Source organism: uncultured Ruminobacter sp. (assembly GCA_902764345.1).
In the GTDB taxonomy this organism is placed as follows: domain Bacteria; phylum Pseudomonadota; class Gammaproteobacteria; order Enterobacterales; family Succinivibrionaceae; genus Ruminobacter.
This window is the reverse complement of the sequence record CACWVT010000012.1, coordinates 19172-40790: the sequence shown is the minus strand read 5'-3', so window position 1 is coordinate 40790 and position 21619 is coordinate 19172. Positions and strand designations below refer to the sequence as shown.

General features: G+C 48.6%; 18 protein-coding genes. 15 read left to right on the top strand and 3 right to left on the bottom strand.

Features of this window, described 5'->3' with window-relative positions; all coding sequences use genetic code 11:
* The first annotated feature begins 54 nt into the window (after positions 1-54).
* A complete protein-coding gene (gene recJ / locus QZU58_RS03880; protein ID WP_294495093.1) occupies positions 55-1764 on the top strand; it encodes a single-stranded-DNA-specific exonuclease RecJ in 1710 nt (569 codons plus the stop codon).
* A 122-nt stretch (positions 1765-1886) separates the two neighbouring features.
* Here recJ and ppgK read toward each other — a convergent pair whose 3' ends face one another.
* The gene (gene ppgK, locus QZU58_RS03875) at positions 1887-2684 is read right to left on the bottom strand and encodes a polyphosphate--glucose phosphotransferase (protein ID WP_294495089.1); all 798 of its coding nucleotides are present in this window, start codon (positions 2682-2684) and stop codon (positions 1887-1889) included.
* 162 nt (positions 2685-2846) lie between these two features.
* Entirely contained in the window at positions 2847-4139 is a 1293-nt protein-coding gene (locus QZU58_RS03870) for a QueG-associated DUF1730 domain-containing protein (protein WP_294495085.1), read from the bottom strand.
* 55 nt (positions 4140-4194) lie between these two features.
* Between QZU58_RS03870 and QZU58_RS03865 the strand changes: the two genes are divergently transcribed.
* The 11 genes from QZU58_RS03865 to QZU58_RS03815 all read left to right on the top strand — a co-directional run bounded on the left by QZU58_RS03865 (position 4195) and on the right by QZU58_RS03815 (position 18206).
* Positions 4195-5721, top strand: a complete 1527-nt coding sequence (locus tag QZU58_RS03865; protein ID WP_294495082.1) for an NAD(P)H-hydrate dehydratase — start codon at positions 4195-4197, stop codon at positions 5719-5721.
* Between the two features lie 29 nt (positions 5722-5750).
* Positions 5751-6230, top strand: coding sequence for a tRNA (adenosine(37)-N6)-threonylcarbamoyltransferase complex ATPase subunit type 1 TsaE (gene tsaE, locus QZU58_RS03860; protein WP_294495079.1), 480 nt, complete (start codon positions 5751-5753; stop codon positions 6228-6230).
* A gap of 234 nt (positions 6231-6464) precedes the next feature.
* Complete coding sequence (locus QZU58_RS03855; protein WP_294495076.1) at positions 6465-8003, top strand: N-acetylmuramoyl-L-alanine amidase; 1539 nt, start codon at positions 6465-6467, stop codon at positions 8001-8003.
* A complete protein-coding gene (gene mutL, locus QZU58_RS03850) occupies positions 8003-10243 on the top strand; it encodes a DNA mismatch repair endonuclease MutL (protein WP_294495073.1) in 2241 nt (746 codons plus the stop codon). The genes QZU58_RS03855 and mutL overlap by 1 nt, the downstream gene beginning before the upstream one ends.
* Positions 10244-10263: 20 nt before the next feature.
* Positions 10264-11172: a tRNA (adenosine(37)-N6)-dimethylallyltransferase MiaA gene (gene miaA, locus QZU58_RS03845; RefSeq protein WP_294495070.1), complete on the top strand. Its 909-nt coding sequence runs from the start codon at positions 10264-10266 to the stop codon at positions 11170-11172.
* Positions 11173-11524: 352 nt separating this feature from the next.
* Positions 11525-11767 carry an RNA chaperone Hfq gene (gene hfq, locus QZU58_RS03840; protein WP_294459989.1) on the top strand — a complete coding sequence of 81 codons (243 nt, stop codon included), beginning with the start codon at positions 11525-11527 and terminating at the stop codon, positions 11765-11767.
* 36 nt (positions 11768-11803) lie between these two features.
* On the top strand, positions 11804-13135 hold the full coding sequence (gene hflX / locus QZU58_RS03835) for a ribosome rescue GTPase HflX (protein WP_294495066.1): 1332 nt from the start codon (positions 11804-11806) through the stop codon (positions 13133-13135).
* A 35-nt stretch (positions 13136-13170) separates the two neighbouring features.
* Positions 13171-14175: an FtsH protease activity modulator HflK gene (gene hflK / locus QZU58_RS03830; protein WP_294495063.1), complete on the top strand. Its 1005-nt coding sequence runs from the start codon at positions 13171-13173 to the stop codon at positions 14173-14175.
* Positions 14176-15093: a protease modulator HflC gene (hflC, locus tag QZU58_RS03825; RefSeq protein ID WP_294495061.1), complete on the top strand. Its 918-nt coding sequence runs from the start codon at positions 14176-14178 to the stop codon at positions 15091-15093.
* A 290-nt stretch (positions 15094-15383) separates the two neighbouring features.
* A complete protein-coding gene (locus tag QZU58_RS03820; RefSeq protein ID WP_363174813.1) occupies positions 15384-16682 on the top strand; it encodes an adenylosuccinate synthase in 1299 nt (432 codons plus the stop codon).
* Positions 16683-17063: 381 nt separating this feature from the next.
* Complete coding sequence (locus tag QZU58_RS03815; protein ID WP_294495058.1) at positions 17064-18206, top strand: HD domain-containing phosphohydrolase; 1143 nt, start codon at positions 17064-17066, stop codon at positions 18204-18206.
* Here QZU58_RS03815 and QZU58_RS03810 read toward each other — a convergent pair.
* Positions 18139-19107, bottom strand: coding sequence for a polyprenyl synthetase family protein (locus QZU58_RS03810; RefSeq protein ID WP_294495055.1), 969 nt, complete (start codon positions 19105-19107; stop codon positions 18139-18141). The genes QZU58_RS03815 and QZU58_RS03810 overlap by 68 nt on opposite strands.
* A gap of 360 nt (positions 19108-19467) precedes the next feature.
* Here QZU58_RS03810 and rplU point away from each other — a divergent pair, with 360 nt between their 5' ends.
* The 3 genes from rplU (at position 19468) to cgtA (ending at position 21457) form a co-directional block, all read left to right on the top strand.
* Positions 19468-19782: a 50S ribosomal protein L21 gene (rplU, locus tag QZU58_RS03805; RefSeq protein ID WP_294460000.1), complete on the top strand. Its 315-nt coding sequence runs from the start codon at positions 19468-19470 to the stop codon at positions 19780-19782.
* 10 nt (positions 19783-19792) lie between these two features.
* The gene (rpmA, locus tag QZU58_RS03800; protein WP_031579767.1) at positions 19793-20050 is read left to right on the top strand and encodes a 50S ribosomal protein L27; all 258 of its coding nucleotides are present in this window, start codon (positions 19793-19795) and stop codon (positions 20048-20050) included.
* Between the two features lie 105 nt (positions 20051-20155).
* Positions 20156-21457: an Obg family GTPase CgtA gene (gene cgtA, locus QZU58_RS03795; protein ID WP_294495053.1), complete on the top strand. Its 1302-nt coding sequence runs from the start codon at positions 20156-20158 to the stop codon at positions 21455-21457.
* Positions 21458-21619 lie beyond the last annotated feature (162 nt).

Here is a 21619-nt window from a genome sequence, read left to right as displayed (position 1 = left end):
TTCCCGCAGGTCTGACATTGATTTACCGTCCCTGATATGAGTCGCTTTTAGATTATGAAGATTGTACATAGGATCCCTGACTCCGAACTTAAGAATCTGCCCCACTGGAATCTGGATCCGGTCCTGACAAGAATTCTGTGGAGCCGCGGAGTAAACAGCCCGTCTGAGGCTGTTTATGATCTTAACAGAATTCTGAGTCCTTCCCTCCACGGTCTGTCCGGAGCCGTTGACATTCTGGCCGAGGCAGTTATAAGTAACAGAAAAATCATGATTGTCGGTGATTATGATGCCGACGGGGCTACCAGTACAGCCCTTGCCATGCGCTTTTTCAGGGACATCGGATACGCCAACGTCAGTTTTGACATTCCCAACAGACAGGATGACGGATACGGACTTAACGAATCAATCGTGCTCAGAGCGGCGGAAAACAGTGTTGACGTGATTGTGACCGTTGATAACGGCATTTCCGCCAATGCGGCCGTGGCTCTTGCGGTAAGCATGGGCATAAAGGTGGTCATAACGGATCATCACATTCCGGGTGACGAGCTGCCTGAGGCGCAGGCCATCGTAAATCCCCATCTGCCTCACTGTACTTTCCCTTCAAAAAACCTGGCCGGTGTGGGAGTTATTTTCTACGTGGTGGCTTCTCTGAGAACCGAGCTTAACAGGCGCGGTTTCTTTAAGGATAAGCAGGTACCGGTTGTCAGCAACTATCTGGACTTCGTGGCTCTGGGAACCATAGCCGACATGGTGCCGATGGATTATAACAACCGCCTTATGGCCGACTACGGCATCCGGCTGATAAGAGCCGGAAAAACGACAAGGGGAATGACGGAGCTCATCAAGATATGCGGACTGAGCAGTCAGAACTTCAAGGCCACGGATATCGTGTTCTCCCTGTGTCCGCGCATTAATGCCGCAGGACGCATGGCGGAAATGAGCTACGGCGTCAGATGTCTTCTTGCGGAAAACGAGGATGATGCCAAGGTGGGAGCAGGGCTGCTTCAGAGCTTTAATGCGGATCGCCGCAGCATAGAGTCAAACATGATGAATACGGCCCTTACCCAGATTCGTCTTGAGTATGACACCGAACTTCCCGAAGCGCTTGTTTTATACAATTCATCCTTTAATATCGGTGTCATGGGAATAGTTGCCGCCAAGATAAAGGATCTTACCGGGCTTACCACCGTGGTGATGGCGGATTCTCCCGACAGGGATTATCTGGTGGGGTCCGTTCGCGGAGTTGAGGGGTACCACGTTTGTGATGCCCTGAAGAGAATCAATCAGGATCATCCTGAAATCTTCAAGGCCTTCGGCGGCCACAAGGGCGCCGGCGGTCTGACCATAAGAAGGGAGCATCTGGCCTCCTTCAAGGAACTGTTTATTCTTGATTCCTGCCGCTACAGCAGTGAAAGAACCGATGAGGTAATTGTAACCGACGGGGAACTTCCAAGCGGTTATTTCGTGTCGGATTTCGCCAGGGTGCTGGTTTTTGATCAGCCGTGGGGCGCGGAATTTGCGTCACCGGTCTTTGACGGGGTCTTCCAGCTGGTAAACCAGTATGTGGTCGGCGGAAAACATCTCAATGTCAGACTGCGGATGGAAGACGGAACGATGCTGTCAGGCATGTATTACAATCACGACGTTAAGGTATGGCCTAACTATGCCGTACGCAATGTCAGGGTGGTCTTCGGTTTTGACATTCAGAAAAACAGCAGTGATGCCGGATTGAGGCTGATAATCCGTAACATGGAGCAGATTTGAGGCGGCGGGAATGCTCCTGTCGCCCGGATGTCGGGATCTTGGGAATGAAAAAGGAAGAAGAGGCTGACTCTTCTTCCTTTTTTTGAGTTACTTAATTCCGTCCTACCGGGGGAGGGCGACCGTTATGCTTTCTCTTCCGGTTCAGCACTTACCTGTGGTTCCATGTTCGGTTTTATGCCGTTATCCGAGCATCTGCCGGCATGGAGTGCGGCACCTATGATGCCTGCGGTATTAAGGGTTTCCGCAGTAACCACCCTGGTTCTGACGTCGATCTTTTCAGAAAACTTTTCAAAGCTCTTTGAGGCTCCGCCACCCAGAATGATGAGATCGGGATTGAAGAGAAATTCCAGACGGTGGAGGTATTTGTTGAAACGTTTACCCCATTTCTTCCATGAGAGCTCGTGTCTCTGTCTTGCAGAATCCGAACAGTAATGCTCGGCAATGTCATCATTGAGAATCAGGTGTCCGAGTTCGGTGTTGGGGAACAGCTTTCCGTCAACGAATATTGCGGAACCGAGACCGGTTCCTATGGTAATCATCATGACCACGCCGGGAACGTTTCGGCCGGCACCGAATTCAACCTCCGCAATACCTGCGGCGTCGGCATCGTTCAGAACATAGCAGTCAAGTCCGGTGGTTTCGGTAAACAGCTTTTCGGCCGGGGTGTTTATCCAGGTCTTGTCGATGTTTGCCGCGGTGAAGGCCGTTCCGTGATGAACGGTGGCAGGGAAACCGCATCCGACGGGGCCGTTGTAGTCAAATCTGGATACGAGATCCTTCAGAGTCTTTGCCACTGCTTCGGGAGTTGCCGGCTGAGGGGTTTCGATACGAATTCTCTCACTGACAAGCTCACCTTTTTCGGTATCAACCAGTGCACCCTTTATGCCTGAACCGCCGATATCAACACCCAGAACAATCATATCTGACTCCTTTATGCCAATGCAACGTGTCGGAAAACACACAAACCATGCCTATCATCATAATACACCGCGGTCTTTCATAATCAGAAATCCGTTCAAAATATGCAATTTGATGTGAGTTTGTACAAATTTTGAAAGATATTAAGCGTCAGGGGCTTTATTTCAGAAACTGCCGGACAGAAGTTTTACGGCCCGGGTAATATGCTGAATGACCATTTCGCACTCTCTGATTTCCCGAAGGGTTCTGCGTTCTTCGGCTGAATCTGCGGATAGGTCCGGGGAACCGCCGTCAGGAGATTCCGCTGAAAGCGCGATTTGACTCCGCAGAAGATTAAGCTTCTTCATGACTGAGTTTCTCAGAATAACAAGATAAGGCAGATAGATTTTTGAGCCCGTGTTGGCTGCCGCTATTACGCAGTTGCGCATCATTTTGCAGAAACCGATGCGCAGAATCGGCGTTCCCGCAAAACTCTCCCTGAATTTTTCCGGAGTGAGTGAAAGCATTCCGGTAAGTTTAAGAAAATCCTTTCCGAATCTGTCGGCAAACTCGCGGTCGGCCGCGACGGAGACCTTCCTGTTAAAGGGACAGGTCAGCTGACAGGTGTCACAGCCGTATATGCGGTTGCCGATTTTTGTCCAGAGATCGTCAGGTATGTATCCGCCGTATTCTATCGTAAGATATGATATGCATTTCGATACGATGAATTTCTGCGGATTCAGGGCTCCGGTGGGACAGGCGTCAAGACACCTGTGACATTTATCGGGACAGGCAATGGCCGGAGACGGCGGATTATCGGCTTCTTCCGTCTCACCCGTCACGGGATTGATTCCGGTAAAGGTGAGAAGGTTCCCGTCAGATGATTCCGTAGTCAGGTTCAGGGTAATGATTCTGCCGTCGGCGTTAAGATTCATGTCAACCAGCAGTTCCCCGAGAAATATCATGCTGCCGGCGTCCCGGTGTCTTATGAGGTTGTTTCTGCCTTTGACCATGAAGGATGATGCGGCCGCAAAATGCTGTTCGTAAAACGGGGCACTGTCGGTTATTGCCCGGTAACGGATGTCCGGAAAAATATTTCTGAGCCATTCGCCGAGCCGTTCCAGACGCTGCTTCATAACCTTGTGATAGTCGCGTCCCCTGGCATATGCACTGATGCAGCCGTAGTGGGGATCGGCGTTATAATCAAGATTACGGTAACTCAGGGAGATGCTGATGACTGATCTGGCCCCCTCAAGTATGAGGGACGGATTGTCCCTCACCTCACGATTGCGTGACAGATACTCCAAATCCGCGGGAATGTCCGTGCCAAACTTTTCATCAAAAGACTTTTTGCCGCCAATGGCGTAACCAGTTGGTATAATGTGAAGGGAAATGATTTGCAGTTCATTACATTTTTGTTTCAGTTTTAACCAGAAATCGGCGGACAGTTCCGGCAGTTCATCAGAGAGCGCATGCATGACAGATTATTCCATTTCACAGATACCGTATACGGATACTTTAACACAAACGGTTTTGGATTGTTCACAAATTAGGGAACTGGAGAAAATATACCTTCCGGATACCGGCTACGATCTGATGCGGTATGCCGCCGGAGCCATATACGATAAGATTAAGGAACTGAATCTTGACAGAAAAAGGCAGATTCTGGTTTTTGCGGGAAGCGGAAACAACGGAGGCGACGGCTATGAAATAGCCGCCTCCTTCATGAGTGACGGTTACGATGACGTAACGGTTGTCAGGGTAGTTCCGCAGAAGGAGGGCATTGACGCCAATCTCGCCCGCAGGCATTATCTGGATAACAACGGCAGGGAGATCGGTTTTGAGAATGTCAGCGAGGCTGCTTCTTATGTGAGTGACGGCGCCGTCATCGTTGATGCCGTTCTCGGTATAGGCATCACCTCCTGCGGCGACAGCCCCAACGCACTGAAAATCAGGGATGCCGTACGTCTTGTGAACAGCCTCAGGGCTGAGAAAAGGCTTCTGGTTCTCAGCGTGGACATTCCTTCTCTGCTTAATGCGGACAACGGCATGCCGGTGGGCGGAGAGGCGGTCATGGCGGATTATACCTATACCGTCTTTACGGCAAAGACCGGAACACTGACGGGCAGGGCAAAGGATTACTGCGGAACCGTGAAGGTCGTGGGAAATACCCTGCCGGATTTTGAAGACAATCTTATGAGAATACGTGACGGCGGTGTTTTAAGGCATTTCGTTTCCTACGGAGACATCCTTCCGCTGCTCCCGAAGAGAAACAACTGCGCACATAAGGGTACTGCCGGCAGGGTGCTGCTTGTGGGCGGTTCAAAGGGCATGACCGGAGCCCTGATTCTGGCTTCACTTGCCGCACTGCGGAGCGGTGCCGGACTTATCACCTCTCTGGCGCTTTCAGGCGACATGACGGCCTTCAATGCCGCGAATCCGTGCATCATGACGGCCGGGACGGAGGATCTTGAGGAGAAGCTTAAATCTGCCGGAGCCGTGCTGATTGGTCCGGGAATGGGACGCAAAGCCCAGGCTGAAACAGTCTTTAAAAAATGTATAATGAGTACCTCTCCGAAGGTCATAGACGCAGACGGACTGTATCATCTGCATGCGGTGCATGCCGTTGCCGACGAAGGTCCGGTCAGATCCGTTCTTACTCCGCATGTCGGCGAGGCCGCCATGCTGTGTGACGTACACGCTTCGGAAATAGAGGCTGACAGTGTCGGTGCGGCACTTGAGATAGCACGAAAATACAGGGCAGTATGCGTTCTTAAATCCGCTTCCACCGTCATAGCAACCCCGGACGGAAAGACGTATCTGACGTCAACCGGATGCTCCGGAATGGCCGGCGGAGGCATGGGAGACCTGCTGTCAGGCATCATAACCGCCCTGCTCGGGCAGGGACTGTCTCCGGTTGAGGCGGCCGTGTCCGGCGTGCTGATTCACGGGGAGGCCGGAAGGTGCGATGCCGCAGCAAACGGTAATGTAGGCATGTGCGCAACTGATCTGCTGCCGTACGTGCGCCTGCTGGTAAACGGCATCAGTCCCAGAAACTGAGGTGTTAGGATTATTAAAGGAATCAATAGATGCAGACTAAAGTTTTTCCGTTACACGATGAAACAAAGACCGAACTTCTCGGCGCGGTGCTCAGCAGTGTCTGTCCCGCCGACACGACAATCTATCTTACCGGTGATCTCGGAGCCGGCAAGACCACGATGACCCGCGGTTTCGTCAGGTCAAGAGGCTATAAAGGTGTGGTTAAGAGTCCTACCTATACCCTGGTTGAGGAGTATCAGACCGACGGCGTATACGTTTATCATTTTGACCTGTACAGACTTAATGATCCCGAGGAGCTTGAGATGATGGGCATAAGAGACTATTTCTCTCCTTCATCAGTAAGAATCGTGGAGTGGCCTTCAAAGGGTGAAGGCATTCTCCCTGAGGCGGATCTTGATGTTAATCTTGAGATTGTCGGGAACTCGAGAAATGCGGTGATCCATGCCCGAAATGAAAAGGGAGCTGCGATTCTTGAAAAGATGGTTTTCCCGAAACCTGCGGAACTGTAGCGCCATTTTGATAAAACGTTTTCGTTAACTACCTGTCCCGTTTCTTTTTTGTCGCTTTTTTGATGTATAATGAACGGGAAAATGTTGTTTTTACGTCGGTTTTATGAAGGAGTGCGACTCCTTCCTGTCTTTGAATAATAATTCTTATAACTGCTTATGATGTGTGCTTGTTTAAAATTTCTTATCGGCAGAAGGTCTTTAATTAAGGCCTTGTGCATCCTGTTCGCAGTGTCCGTGACATGTGCGGAGGCTAATGACATAATCGGAATCAAGGCTTCGCAGACGAAGGACTATACCAGGATAATCATTGAAACGGAAGATGTACCGAAGTACAGCTACAGTGTTTCTCCAAACGGTACCGAATATACCGTAAGAATAATGAATATCGCCAATCCGAAGAAGAAATACGGCATGGCCACGATTACCAGCAGCAGTGTGCTTCAGTCGGTAAAGAGGGGCTCCGGGAATCAGGAGGTCTTTTACGTCTTCGGACTGAAGAAACCGGTGGTTCCGTCATTTAATTCATACAGAAATACCGGAAGCTCAGGTGCCAAGCTTATCATGGAGTTCCCGCATAATCAGACCGTGCCTGAGCGGAAGAAGGTCGTCGCCGTTGCTCCTGCCGTGAATGACGTCAGGAAGACCGGAACCGCGGCAAAGCCTGCTTCGGGTCAGTCCTCCATTGTCGTTGCCACCGGCGTCAAAACAGGTAAAAGGACGGATTCCGAAGAGCTTGAGGCCGCTCTTTTTGATACCCTGAACGAGGCAAGCGATAACGATGATCCGACGGAAAGTGTTGAAAAACGTCTGTCAAATCCGGAACCGCCGAAGCCTTCCGCAAACATCAGAAAGAATCAGAATACCTGCGTGGTGGTGATTGACCCGGGCCACGGAGGCAAGGATCCCGGTGCCATCGGTAAAAGGGGAACCTATGAAAAGAACGTGACGCTGGGTGTTTCAAAGTATCTGCTTGAATACCTGAACGGCGACAAGACCCTGACCGGATATCTTACGAGATCAACGGATAAGTTCATCGCACTCGGTGACAGATCCAAGATTGCGCGTACCAGAAAGGCGGACATGCTGATTTCAATTCATGCCGACAGCGCCGCGAACAGTGAGGCCAACGGTGCATCAGTGCTGGTGCTTTCAAAGGATCGTGCCGACCGTGAGAATGACAAGATTACCGCAAAGGACCAGACGAAGCTTATCGGCGGGGCCGGTGATGCCATAAACCACATGTGCGGCGAGAACAAGTATCTCAAGGACTGCTCCTTCGTCGTGGATCTCGCCTCCAGCTCATCCATGAACTACGGCTTTGAGCTGGCAAACAAGCTGCTTGACCGTCTGAAGATGATTACGCGTCTGCATAAGAAGACTCCGATAAGCAGATCGCTTGCGGTGCTTAAGGCTCCTGACATTCCGTCACTTCTCATTGAAACCGGGTATCTTTCCAATGCGGACGAGGAGCGTCTTCTCGCAACCGATAAGTACAGACGCCGACTTGCCTACGGCATTTATCTCGGCATCAAGGATTTTGTTGAGGCGAATCCGAGCGTATGTCTGAACAATGCGGCTACCGTTTCATCCGGCAGCAGCGGACACGCTTCAGGTGCTGCGGCAACCAGAAACGTAACCATACACGTGGTGAGAAAGGGTGAGAATCTTTCGCTCATCGCCAAGAAGTACGGTGTAAGCGTGTCGTCCCTCATGAAGCTGAACGGTCTGAAGTCAGGCCAGGTGAATGCGGGGCAGAAACTCAGGATCAGATAATGACAATTAAGGTATTACCGCCCCAGGTCGCAAATCAGATTGCGGCCGGTGAAGTTGTTGAAAGACCGGCCGCCGTTGTCAAGGAACTCGTGGAGAACTGTCTTGACGCGGGAGCCACCAGAATTCTGGTGGAAATCGTAAACGGCGGAGCCAAAAAAATACTCATAAGGGATGACGGCTGCGGCATACCGCATGATGAACTGGCACTGGCGTTAAGACGTCATGCAACCTCGAAGCTTTCATCCATACAGGATCTTAACCGCCTCACCAGCATGGGATTCCGCGGTGAGGCCCTGGCATCCATTGCCGCCGTGACAAGACTTACCCTTACGTCCAAACCGAGGGAACAGGACATGGCTTACGCCGTTGAGGTGGAAGGCCTGTGTCAGGAGCCGAGAATTTCTCCGGCATCCCATCCCGACGGAACAACCATCGAGGCCCTGGATCTGTTTTTCAATACTCCCGCCCGCCGCCGTTTCCTTAAAAGCGAGAAAACCGAGTTTATGCAGATAGAGGAGGTTTTCAGGCGTATTGCGGTAAGCAGACCTGACGTGGCCTTTGTGCTGAAAAACAACGGAAAGGTGGTCTACGACCTTAAACCGGTAACAGGACAGAATGAAATCAGAAGACTTGAGAGTCTTCTGGGCCGGAGCGTAACTTCCGACATGAGTTTTTTTGAATGGTCAGACTGCTCACTGTCAATAAGGGGCTATGTGTCAGTCAGGGCTCAGAATAAGCCGGTGCAGTATTTTTTCGTAAACAGGCGCATTGTCAGGGACAAGGTTGTAATTCATGCCGTCAGGGAAGCCTACGAGGCCGTGTTCGGAGTGAAGGGGGATGTTTCATATATCTGCTTTCTGGACATGAATCCTGAGGATGTGGACATCAACGTGCATCCGCAGAAGTTTGAAGTAAGATTTCAGGAATCAAGAAGAGTTCATGATTTTATCCAGACATCCGTCATGAATGTTTTCAGAAACGCCGGCATGGTTCTTCCGGAAACCATGAGTGAGACCGCTTCGTCTCAGCAGAATCATCATTATGCGGGCGTAAAACCAGTCTCCTTTGACAGGGAGGCCGTTGCCGGTCTGTGGGCCGGATACGGGGCTTCTTCGGAGAATAAACGGGAAAACTCCGGTACGACGGCTCCGAAAAGCATCTTTTCGGAAATTGAAAGGAAGGATCTTTCGGAACTTCTGTCATCAGGAAATGATGAGAGAGCCGGTGCGGATAATGACAAGAATGCGCTTAAGCCGGCAACCGGCACGGGCCTGAACAAGGGATTGGAATCCTCAGACGTTTTCCGGTCCGCAAGTCATGACGCAGCCTCCGGAAAACCTGCTGCCGAATCAGCGGGAGCCCCCGCTGGAGATAACGGCTACGGCCGTCTCTTCAATCTTAACCGCGGAGCCGGTTCGGGCGCCCTGCGTCCGACTTTCTCGGGCGGCCATTCGGGAAAGGTTAAGTGGTCTGAAGATGCCATGAGCAAAATGTTCGGCACCGAACGTTCTTCCGCAGAAATGGAACAGCCCGTCAGTGAAAGTGCGGAAGTCAGCGGCCTTTCCGTATCAGCGCTGGCCGCCGGCCAGGGAGCCGGTGCCGCTGTTTCGGAGTCCCTTGGGTTTACCGGAACTGCTGAAGCCGATGATGCCTCCATACCGGATCTGCCTGATCCGTGGATGAAGGATGAAATCAGTGAATATTCGCTCTACAGAACCGTCATGATTACCGATGACGGGCAGTGTGCGGTTATTTCCAACGGTTCGTCCCTCAAGATTGTCCGACTGAAGGTCCTTGCTGAAGCTCTTTTTACGGATGCGTTTGAGACGGACGGAAAACAGCTTCTCAGACCTGTCAATCTCCTGGTCCCCTTTGATTTCAGGGACTGCGGCATAACTCAGGCAAAGGCATCGGTTCTGCAAGAGCTGGGATTTGTGCTGAGAACGTGTCAGTCAGGATTTACCGTTCTCGCGGTTCCTGCCGTTGTGAGAAAAATGAATCTTGCAGGGGTCATGGGGGAAATCGTTGCCGGAATTGATGAGGACACCGGAATCAGGGAGGCCGTAAGGATTCTTGCCGGGATTCTTTTTAAGGCCAGGGTTCCCGCATCCTTCAGCTCCAAAATGACGGCGAGACTGGTGCAGAGCATTACCTATGAAAAGTATTTTGAAGAAAAATTAAGTACCGGTTTTGAAAATATAGATTTATCGGAACATATCAGTAATTTGTTAAAGAAATGAAGCCCAACGCAATCTCACTAATGGGGCCTACCGCCTCCGGAAAAACCAGCCTGGCCATAAAACTTGCCGGGGAACTCGACGGTGAAATAATAAGTGTCGATTCCGCACTCATATACAGGGGAATGGACATCGGTACCGCCAAGCCGACAATGGAGGAAAGGGCGGGGATTGTACATCACCTCATAGACATTATCGATCCTTCCGAAAGCTACAGCGTGGCGGCTTTCAGAAATGATGCCCTGAGACTCATAGACGATATAACCTCCCGCGGAAAGATGCCGATACTTGTCGGGGGAACCATGCTTTATTTCAAGGCGATAACCGAAGGTCTGTCTCCGCTTCCGAACAGTAATGCAGAGGTCAGGGCAAAGGTTAATGCCATTATCGCCGGGGAGGGACTTCCCGCACTCAGGGAACTGGTGCATGAGGTGGATCCGGAATCCTGGATGAGAATAAATGAAAATGACGCACAGCGACTCGGCAGAGCCTATGAGGTATATCTCCTGTGCGGACGCAGCATGACTGAAATAAACAGGGAACACGGTCAGTATGAGTGTCCGGTTAATCTTCAGGAGTTTGCGCTGCTGCCGGATCGGGAAAGAAAATATCTGAAGCCGCTGATTGCAAAGCGTTTTGACATGATGCTCGAAAACGGCTTTGAGGCTGAGGTCAGGGCACTTTACGATCGCGGTGATCTGAGTCCTGAACTTCCTTCAATACGTTCCGTGGGGTACAGACAGATGTGGATGTACCTTGAAGGCGAGGTTGATTATGAAAAAATGCGTGAGCTTTCGGTAATAGCCACCTGTCAGCTGGCAAAGAGACAGATGACGTGGCTCAGAGGCTGGAAAAGCTCCGTTGAGTTTCTGGACCCTCTGGCTCCGGACAATCTGAGCCGTATTATGTCGGTGCTGAAGAACCGGTTCTGACATTATGCGAAAGAAACGTATAGTAAGTAAATATATTATCGCCTGTATATATAAATGCAATAAATAAATCTTATTTAAAAATTTGATTTTTGCTGATTTTTTATAAAGGTAATACCGGATGTTCCTACTGAAATTTTAATGGAACTTCAAATATTTATTAAAAAAATAGTGATGTGTATCAATATTTGCAAAACTGCGTTTCACATGATAAATTTATTATGATATTTCTATATATCGCAATATCGCGTTTAGTTTTTTTTGCATGCTGGATTATACACATTATAACCATTATTACAAATAATCTAAAAAAATAATAACAAACATATAATAACAATAATATAAGGAATGCATTATGTCCAAAGGACAATCTTTACAGGATCCGTTTTTAAATGCCTTACGCAAGGAAAGAATCCCTGTTTCAATCTATTTAGTTAACGGAATAAAGCTTCAGGGTCAGGTTGAATCATTTGACCAGTTTGTGATTTTACTTAAAAACAATGTGTGTCAGATGGTGTATAAGCACGCCGTTTCAACAATTGTTCCCGCAAGAGCCATTGCAAATCTTAATACCACAGAGTCTGAAAAGGCAGAGTAGGATATAACCTCAAGTTATATACGATAGGTATCGGATTTGTTTGATTTTGATGAAAGATATAAGGGCGGTGAACGCGCCGTCCTTGTTAATGTTGATTTTGTCCAGGAAAACAGCTGTGAGGATCTCAATGAGCTGAAGCTTCTGGCAAAATCGGCAGGGGCTGTGGTTGTCGGAATTTTATCATGCAACCGCAAGATCCCCGATCCGCGTTTCTTTATAGGCAGCGGCAAGGTAGAGGAACTGCTTACGCTTGTTTCCGAATCCGAAGCCGAAACCGTAATCTTCAACCATGAACTCTCTCCGTCACAGGAACGAAATCTCGAAAAGGAATTAAAGTGCAAGGTTATCACCAGAACGGCGCTTATTCTTGACATCTTTGCCCAGAGGGCCCGTACCAGGGAAGGTAAGCTGCAGGTGGAGCTGGCTCAGCTCAGGTATCTTCAGACCAGACTTGTCCGCGGGTGGACCCATCTGGAACGCCAGAAGGGCGGTATAGGCATGCGCGGAGGTCCGGGTGAAACCCAGCTTGAAAGTGACCGCCGTCTGCTTCGCGAGAGAATTACGGCCTTAAAGGCTGATCTCGATCTGGTGGAGCGTCGCCGTACCCAGAGCGGCAGGGCCAGAGTTCACAACAATGTTCCCGTGGTTTCCTTTGTGGGATATACCAATGCCGGCAAGTCCACTCTCTTTAATCTTCTGACAGATTCCGAAGTGTATGCGGCCGATCAGCTGTTCGCCACTCTTGATCCTACGCTGAGATCCGTTGAGATGCCGCACATCGGAAAGATTATTCTGGCCGACACCGTGGGATTCATAAGACATCTGCCTCATGATCTTGTTGCGGCCTTCAAGTCCACACTGAGTGAGACCAGGGATGCCGATCTTCAGCTTCATGTCATAGATTTCAGTGATGAAAGGGTAAAAGACAATATCGAATCGGTTCGCAGCGTTCTTGAACAGATAGAGGCGGACGACGTTCCGCAGCTGCGTGTCTACAATAAGATTGACCGTCTCGATAAGGTAAAACCCGGTATTGTATACAATGAGCACGGCAGGCCTGAGGCCGTTTACATAAGTGCGGCCAGAAATGTCGGTATTGATTTTCTCTACAAGGCCATAGCCGAATTACTGGGTAATGACCTTATTGAAATTGTGGTAAAATTGCCCGGAACCGAAGGCGGTTTGCGTAACAGACTGTACCAGATGGGAGCAGTCAGCGGTGAGACCTATTCGCAGACCGGAGAGATGATACTGACGGTAAAACATCAGCGTGTTGAACTGGCTCAGCTCAACAGTCGCAGTAACGGAGCTCTGGAAAGGTACTGCGTTAAGCCTAAGAATTTTACCTTCAAGGTGCCGGAATTCTAATCTTAGATTTTTAATTTGTTGATTTGGAGGAATAAATGGCCTGGAATGAGCCTAATAATAATGATCCTTGGAAGCAACAGCAGAAACGTAACAATTCCAACGATTTGGCAAAGAAGGTCAATGAATTTTTTGAAAAAGGTTCATCACTGACCTGGATTGTTTTTGCGGTTGCCGTTCTGGTCGTTATTCTGTTAAATAACTTCTATACCGTAAAGGAAGCCGAACAGGCTGTTGTTCTGCGTCTCGGAAAATTCAGCCACATCGAAATGCCCGGACTGCACTGGAAAATACCGGGAATAGACAGGGTTACGAACGTGGACGTGAAAATCGTTCAGTCAACCCAGTCCTCCGGTTCAATGCTGACTGAGGACGAGAATGTGGTTAACGTTGAAATGAAGGTTCAGTACAGAATCAGTGATCCGAAGGCGTATCTCTACAACATGGTGGATCCTGATCTGAGTCTTGCCCAGGCTACCGACAGTGCCCTGCGCTACGTAATCGGTCATACCAAAATGGATGACGTGCTGACAAACGGACGTGAAAAGGTCCGTCAGTCCACCCGTGAGCTGCTGGAGTCCATTATTTCCCAGTATGACATGGGTATAACCATAGTGGATGTCAACTTCCTGCCGGCCCGCGCTCCGGAGCAGGTTAAGGCTGCCTTTGACGACGCTATTGCGGCACAGGAGGATGAGCAGCGTTTCAAGAGAGAGGCTGAAGCCTATAAGAACGAGGTTGTTCCGAAGGCTGAAGGTCAGGCAAAAAGAATTCTTGAGGAAGCCGAAGGTTACAGCCGTAAGGTTGTTGCCCAGGCCGAGGGTGACGTGGCACGTTTTGAAAAGATTCTCCCTGAATATCTGGCCGCTCCGCAGATTACCAAACGCAGAATTTTCCTGGAAACCATGGAAAAGGTGTACGGCAGCAGTGCCAAGGTGATTATCGGGGCTGACAAGAACTCAGGAGGTCCTCTGATGTACATGCCTCTGGACAAGCTTATTGATTCAGTCGGTGAACAGAAGAACAGCGGAGGAAAGAAGTAAATGAAAAACCTTAACACGATAATCATTGGTCTTCTTGTGCTGGCCGTTCTTGCCTATCAGTCCATTTTCGTGGTTCCTGAGGGACAGAAGGCTCTGCTCACCCGTTTTGCCAAGGTTGTCAGAAACGGTGACGGTGCGGTAAGTCTTTATGAACCGGGTGCCGGATTAAAGATTCCTTTTGTGGACAAGGTTATGTACCTTGATGCCAGGGTTCAGACCCTGAATTCAACGGCGGACAGATTCGTAACATCCGAAAAGAAGGACCTCATCATTGATTCCTACGTAAAATGGAAGATTATTGATTTTGAAAAGTTCTACACCGCAAACCAGGGCAGTTTCCTGATGGCCGAAGACAGACTGAGGGATAAAATCACCACCAGTCTGAGAAGCCAGATCGCTCTTCTGAACATCAGGGAGATTGTTGCGGGAAAGAGCAGCAATGAAGAGGGACAGCCTGAGGAGGGCGGTTCTTCCAAGCGTGAACAGATTATGCAGAATACCCTGACCATAACCGGTCCGGGGGCTGAAAAGGATCTCGGTATCAGGATTGTGGACGTGCGTATTATGAAGATTGAGCTTCCCGGAGAGGTTTCCAGTTCAATCTATCAGCGCATGCGTGCCGAACGTGAGGCCGTGGCCAGACTGCACAGATCCCAGGGACGTCAGGAAGCCGAAGCCATCAGGGCAAAGGCTGACAGACTTGCGGTGGTTAAGATTGCCGAAGCCGAACGTCAGGCCGAAATCATTCGCGGTACCGGTGATGCCTCAGCCACCAAAATCTACGCCGATGCATACTCAAAAAATCCTGAATTTTTTGATTTTCTGAGAAGCATGGATGCGTACGGCAACAGCATGACAAACGGCGGTAACGTAATCGTTACCGACAGTAAGAATGAGTTCCTGAAGTATTTCAGGTAATCCGCTGATTCAGAGCGTAACCTAAGAAGGCCCGTCATAAATCATGACGGGCCTTTCCTTCTTTGTGAAAAGGAAGCGGGACGGGAAACGGTAACGGATCCTGAACGTTGTAATTTAAAATTTATGCTGATGCGATCTTTTACCGGGTTTAATTTGTGACTGATTTATGATAGAATTCATTGTTTGTTTTTAATCATGATTGTGAATCTGACGTCACCGCCGGCTTCGTGCGGGCCGTAACGGCTGATTCGGAATCTTTTGTTAACCAGATAGAAGTGTTATAAATTAGTATGGCTCATAACGTTGTTGTCTTAGGCACCCAGTGGGGTGATGAAGGTAAGGGTAAAATTGTTGATCTGCTAACTGATGAAGCGGATTACGTTGTTAGATATCAGGGCGGTCATAATGCCGGTCATACTCTGGTAGTTGATGGCAAAAAGCAGGTTTTACGTCTTATTCCTTCCGGTATTTTACGTCAGAACTGTACCTGCGTTGTAGGTAACGGTGTTGTGGTTTCCCCGGAAGCTCTTTTAGGTGAAATCAGAGAACTTGAAGAAAAAGGCGTTGAAGTAAGATCACGTATGGTAATCAGCCCTGCATGTCCTTTAATTCTTCCTTATCATCAGGCAATTGACCGTGCCCGTGAAGCCAAGCTCGGTAAGAAGGCTATAGGTACCACCGGCAGAGGTATCGGTCCTACCTATGAGGATAAGGCGGCCCGTCGCGGTTTAAGAGTAGGTGACATGTTTAACATGGAAGATTTTGCCGAAAAGCTTGAAACCGTAATGGAATACCACAACTTCTGTCTGACCAAGTACTATAACGTTGAACCTATTTCCTATGAGAAGGTCCTTGAAGACTGCAGAAATTACGCCAAGGAAATCCTTCCTATGGTTCAGGATGTAACCTCTCTGCTGGCAAAGGCAAGGGAAGCCGGTAAGAAGATTATGTTCGAAGGTGCTCAGGGTACATTCCTTGACATCGACCAGGGTACCTATCCTTACGTTACCTCTTCAAATACCGTAGCCGGCGGCGTAAGCACCGGTTCAGGCTTCGGTCCTAGAAACATTGAATACGTAATCGGTATCGTTAAGGCATACACCACCCGTGTAGGCGGTGGTCCGTTCCCTACCGAATTACTGGACGAAACCGGTGAATATCTGTGCACCAAGGGTGCCGAATTCGGTTCCGTAACTGGTCGTCGCCGCCGTTGCGGCTGGTTTGACGGCGTGGCAATGCGCAGATCAAATCAGATTAACTCCTTAAGCGGTCTCTGTCTGACCAAGCTGGATGTTCTCGACGGTCTTGATGAAGTTAAGCTTTGCGTGGCATACAAGAAGAGCAACGGCGAAGTTATTGACTATTCTCCGCTTGCCGCTGATGATTACGAAGGTCTGGAACCTGTTTATGAAACCATGCCTGGCTGGAAGGAATCAACCTTCGGTTTAAAGAAGTTCGAAGACCTTCCTGAGAATGCCAAGAACTATATCAAGCGTCTTGAAGAAATTTCAGGTGTAAGGGTTGACGTTATCTCAACCGGTCCTGACCGTGAAGAAACCATCGTGCTTCGTCATCCTTTTGCTGACTGATAGCGGTTCGGTTCAGATATAAAATTCTGAGTACTGAGAGTCTGATGCGTGAGCGTCAGACTCTTTTTTTATGTTTGGGTGGTGTTCACATTTTTGTTATCGCTATGTAATAAAAATGTGATGTATTTACATAATTTGCAAAATTTTAAATATATTATTACAATTATGTAATAAAATCAAAAATACCTTTTTGTATAATTTTTGATAATGTTCCGGTGTCGGAGCGTTTAGATAATAATAAAAAAGAAATACCGATAATAAATAAAAAATAAGTATCTGGTCTGTATTTTATCCTGCCTAAGCTCAAAGCATGCAAATCCTAAGTCTGACAGGATGTTCTGAATTATCAGAAGATTACGAGTGTACAGACGAGGGGTTTTTATGCATCCTAAGAATATACTGATTGTCGATGACGACAAGAATAATGTGCTGGTTCTGGCGGATTTTTTAAAAGGCTTCAGACTGATGGAAGCCACAACCATGAGGGAGACCATGCAGGTCGCATCCCTGTGTCTGTTTGAGCTGATTATCATAAACATGCAGACCAAAGGTCTCGATACAATATATCTTATAGAATCCCTTAAAAGATTACCTTTAACCAAGTCCATTCCGGTGGTGGTTCTCAGTGACGGTGTTAATTCCGCACTTGAAGACCGTGCGTTTGAACTTGGAGTGGATGATTTCATAAACCTGAAGTCATCAGTTTCCACCATCAGTTCCAGAATACTCAGAGTCGTTGACTATCAGCGCTGTCTCAGGGAGATTGCTCTCAAGGATGAGATTGCTGAAGAAAAAATCGAGCAGATGCAGAAGAAAATAATTGAGTCATTTGCATCAATCATAGAAGGCCGTGATTTTTCCACAGGCAGTCACATCAAGAGAACTGCGTCCTATGTTGAGATTGTCATCAGGGGACTTCTTGATGCCGGATATTATCTTGACGAGCTTACCGATGACTTCTGTCAGGCATGCGTAACAGCAGCTCCGCTTCATGATATCGGTAAAATCACCGTGTCCGATGCTATTCTGTGTAAACCCGGCAGGCTTACCCTGGATGAATTTGTGGTTATGCAGACTCATGCCCAGATTGGCGGTAAGATGATAGCGGAAACACTTTCCGGAATGGAAAGTACCCTTATTCTTTCAACTGCCGTTGACATGGCAACGTATCACCATGAAAAGTGGAATGGTACCGGGTATCCGTATAACCTCAGGGAAGAGGAAATCCCTCTCTGTGCGAGAATTATGGCAATAGCAGACGTGTTTGATGCGCTTGTGTCAAAGAGATGCTACAAGGATGCGATGAGTTACCGTACTGCCTTTGAAATCATCAGGGATGAGGCAGGAAGACATTTTGACCCTAAGATTGTTGAGGTTTTCATGAACCTTAAGAATGAGATAATCAGCGTATCCGAAAATCTGGTGGCAGGGCTGCCTGATTTATTTCCGTCAAATATCAGTACTTGCGTCTGTATGAGGCGTATGCCAGTTCCCTCAGAGCCTGCATGTAGTCTGATTCACTGAATACGGCTATGGCGTCTATTGCTTCGCTGATTAGTCTTTCGGCGACTTTGTCGCAGGAGGCGATTGCATCGGTATCGGAAATGAGCTGCAGAATCTCTTCCACCCGGCCGCCGTTAATGGCTTCATAAATGGTTTCGCGACTTATGCCCCTGTCATTGTTCAGTGCATAGATTAGCGGCAGGGTTATTTTCTTTTCATCCATGTCCTTACCCACAACCTTGCCGAGGACTTCGCTGTCTGAGGTATAGTCCAGAATGTCATCAGCTATCTGGAAGGCGTAGCCGATGTTGCGTCCGTACTTTGCCAGAGCTTCAATCTCTGCGTCCGTGCGGTTAAGAATGAGTCCCGGAATTTTGGTGGTGATTTCAAACAGAACCGCCGTTTTGGAATATATGGTCTTGAAATAGCTGGCTTCGGTAATCTCCAGATTGGCGGTGTTGGTCATCTGGGTGAGTTCTCCCTGTACCAGGGTTGTCAGGGCGTCTGAAAAAACTCTGCTGATGCGGGCATCGGTTGCTTTGATGGTGGCATTGTAGGCCTTGGTAAACAGGTAATCGCCGCCAAGTACCGCTACCTTATTGCCGTAGGCGCTGTTGACGCTGGGAATGCCTCGGCGCATCAGACCTTCGTCGATTACGTCGTCATGCATCAGGGTGGCTGTATGCAGAATTTCCACGGCGGCGCCCATGGAGAGAATGTCCATGTTGCGAACCGCATCCGGTGATATCAGTCCGGTTATCAGTGCCATTAGCCGCGGACGGATGCGTTTGCCTCCGGCAGTGATGAGGTGAAAACAGGCCTGATTCAGAAGCTCGACGGGTGACTTGATCTGTTCCATTATCAGTCTGTCTATTTCCTTGACGGGTTCATCAGTCAGTTTCATAAACAAAGATTCAGACATATCAATCACCTAATTACTTCAGTTTTAACGTTACGCCTGTCTCAGTGAAAAGACCTGCACTGAGATATTATATTACATTTGGCCTGTAATTTAAATTTACGAAGTGAATGATTTTGTCGGCGTGAAAGGTGTTTTTCCGCCGGCGCCGGCATTATGAGGGAACGGACTGAAGCTGAAAGAATATGAGGTGTACCTGAATACCTTGGTGTGTAAATTTCAGACAGGCGACTTTAAATTTTTTTTGATTATATTCAAATTTTACCTTGCATAAGAAGTGAGTAATCTGTATAATGCACGCCATTATCATTTTAAGATTTTTATGTATCCGGCTCAGCTGGATACTTTTAAGAGGAATATATAATGTACGCAGTTATTTCAACTAGCGGCAAGCAGTACCAGGTAGCTGTTGACGATGTATTAGAAGTTGATTTAGACGCTTCTAAGAACGTTGGCGATTCTGTAGATTTCGATAAGGTACTCATGGTTGCCGATGGAGACAACGTAAAGGTTGGTGCTCCATATGTAGAAGGTGGTAAGGTAGTTGCTGAAGTAATTAAGTCTGTTGGTGGCGAAAAGGTAAGTATTACCAAGTTCCGTCGTCGTAAGCATCATCAGAAGGTTACCGGTCACCGTCAGTGGTACACTCAGGTTAAAATTACCGGTATTAATGCATAAGGAGTAGACAATGGCTCATAAGAAAGCTGGTGGTAGTACACATAACGGTCGTGACTCCCAAGGTCAGCGTTTAGGTGTTAAGATTTTCGATGGTCAGGCTGTTTCAGCTGGTAGTATTCTTGTTCGTCAGCGTGGTACTCAGTTCCATGCAGGCAGCAATGTAGGTGTTGCAAAGGATTACACTTTATTTGCAACCAGCAACGGTAAGGTTAAGTACACCGTTGGCGGTCCTAAGCATCGTAGATATGTAAGCGTTATCGCTGATTAATATCTAAGGAATTGACAAAGAGACTCTACCCTATGTGTTAAGGTGGAGTCTTTTTTTTTGTTGATTTATCATGTTTAACGGATTTACTGAAAGGAAAATATCATAATGAAATTCGTTGATGAAGCTAAAATTCGTGTCGAAGCCGGCGACGGCGGTAACGGTATCGTAAGCTTTAGAAGAGAAAAATTTATCCCTAAGGGAGGCCCGGACGGCGGTGACGGCGGTAATGGCGGTGACGTGTACATGCGAGCCGATACCAGTGTTAATACTTTGATAGACTTTCAGTTTCAGAAGTTTTACATGGCCGGAAGAGGCAAGAACGGTGGTCCTGCCAACTGTACCGGTGCGGCCGGTGAGGACATCATCATCCGCGTTCCTCTGGGAACACGCGTGATCGATGACGATACCGGAGAAGTTATCGGTGACCTCATAAAGGAAAATCAGGTACTCCTTGTGGCCAAGGGAGGTTTCCACGGTCTCGGCAATACGCGCTTCAAGAGTTCCATCAACCGCGCTCCGAGACAGAAGACCAACGGTACCCAGGGTGACAAGCGTTATCTGCGTCTTGAACTCATGCTTCTTGCCGATGTGGGCATGCTCGGTCTGCCTAATGCCGGTAAGTCAACCTTTATCAGTGCGGTAAGTGCCGCCAGACCTAAAATTGCGGATTATCCGTTTACCACGCTTGAACCGTCTCTCGGCGTGGTCAGGGTAGGGGAAGGCAGAAGCTTTGTGGTTGCGGACATTCCTGGACTTATTGAAGGCGCCTCACAGGGTGCAGGTCTCGGTCACAGGTTCCTGCGTCACCTTGAACGCTGTCGCGTGCTGCTGCACCTTGTGGATCTGCAGCCTGTTGACGGTTCGGATCCCGTTGAAAACATCAGAACCATCGAACAGGAGCTTGCCCTCTACAGTGAAAAGCTGGCTCAGAAGACCAGATGGCTGGTATTCAACAAGTGCGACATTCACAGTGAGGAAGAGCTTAAGGAAATCATTGACGATATCCTCACAAGACTCGATCGCAAGGATGAGAAGTATTATGTCATTTCAGCTGCGGCCGGCATCAATGTCAAGCCGTTGTGCAGCGATGTCATGAACGAGCTCGATGCCATCAGACAGAGTGAAGAGGCCTTATCCGACGAGGATAAAGCTCAGGCGAACAATGAAAACTTCGTATGGGACAAGCCTGAACCTCCTCAGCCTAAGTATTTTGATGACTGGGACGATGAGTTTGAAGACGATGATTTTGATGCTGAGGAAGATGGTTTTGATCCTGATGCCGAAGCTGAATCTGAATCTGAATCTGATTTTGCGGATGAAGACGGAGCCCTGACTGACGAGTCTGATGATGCGGACGGAGAAGACTCTGAGGAATCATCTGAGGCCGTTTCCGAAGAAAAGAAGTAAAACGGATACTGCCGTCTGTCCTTAGACACTGCTTAAAACGGATGACCGTGCCTGCCACGGTCATCCGTTTCTGTTTTCCCGGTGCGTCACTTACGCTCTTATGTTCTCAGACTGACTGAGGCTGAGTTAAATTCCGTCCCTGTCCTTCGTTTCCGTGAAATG

Excerpts from the sequence above, each read along its gene's own strand:
- recJ (WP_294495093.1), top strand. The coding sequence starts at position 55 with ATGAAGATTGTACATAGGATCCCTGACTCCGAACTTAAGAATCTGCCC.
- ppgK (WP_294495089.1), bottom strand. The coding sequence starts at position 2,684 with ATGATTGTTCTGGGTGTTGATATCGGCGGTTCAGGCATAAAGGGTGCA.
- QZU58_RS03870 (WP_294495085.1), bottom strand. The coding sequence starts at position 4,139 with ATGCATGCGCTCTCTGATGAACTGCCGGAACTGTCCGCCGATTTCTGG.
- tsaE (WP_294495079.1), top strand. The coding sequence starts at position 5,751 with ATGCAGACTAAAGTTTTTCCGTTACACGATGAAACAAAGACCGAACTT.
- mutL (WP_294495073.1), top strand. The coding sequence starts at position 8,003 with ATGACAATTAAGGTATTACCGCCCCAGGTCGCAAATCAGATTGCGGCC.
- miaA (WP_294495070.1), top strand. The coding sequence starts at position 10,264 with ATGGGGCCTACCGCCTCCGGAAAAACCAGCCTGGCCATAAAACTTGCC.
- hfq (WP_294459989.1), top strand. The coding sequence starts at position 11,525 with ATGTCCAAAGGACAATCTTTACAGGATCCGTTTTTAAATGCCTTACGC.
- hflK (WP_294495063.1), top strand. The coding sequence starts at position 13,171 with ATGGCCTGGAATGAGCCTAATAATAATGATCCTTGGAAGCAACAGCAG.
- hflC (WP_294495061.1), top strand. The coding sequence starts at position 14,176 with ATGAAAAACCTTAACACGATAATCATTGGTCTTCTTGTGCTGGCCGTT.
- QZU58_RS03820 (WP_363174813.1), top strand. The coding sequence starts at position 15,384 with ATGGCTCATAACGTTGTTGTCTTAGGCACCCAGTGGGGTGATGAAGGT.
- QZU58_RS03815 (WP_294495058.1), top strand. The coding sequence starts at position 17,064 with ATGCATCCTAAGAATATACTGATTGTCGATGACGACAAGAATAATGTG.
- QZU58_RS03810 (WP_294495055.1), bottom strand. The coding sequence starts at position 19,107 with ATGTCTGAATCTTTGTTTATGAAACTGACTGATGAACCCGTCAAGGAA.
- rplU (WP_294460000.1), top strand. The coding sequence starts at position 19,468 with ATGTACGCAGTTATTTCAACTAGCGGCAAGCAGTACCAGGTAGCTGTT.
- rpmA (WP_031579767.1), top strand. The coding sequence starts at position 19,793 with ATGGCTCATAAGAAAGCTGGTGGTAGTACACATAACGGTCGTGACTCC.
- cgtA (WP_294495053.1), top strand. The coding sequence starts at position 20,156 with ATGAAATTCGTTGATGAAGCTAAAATTCGTGTCGAAGCCGGCGACGGC.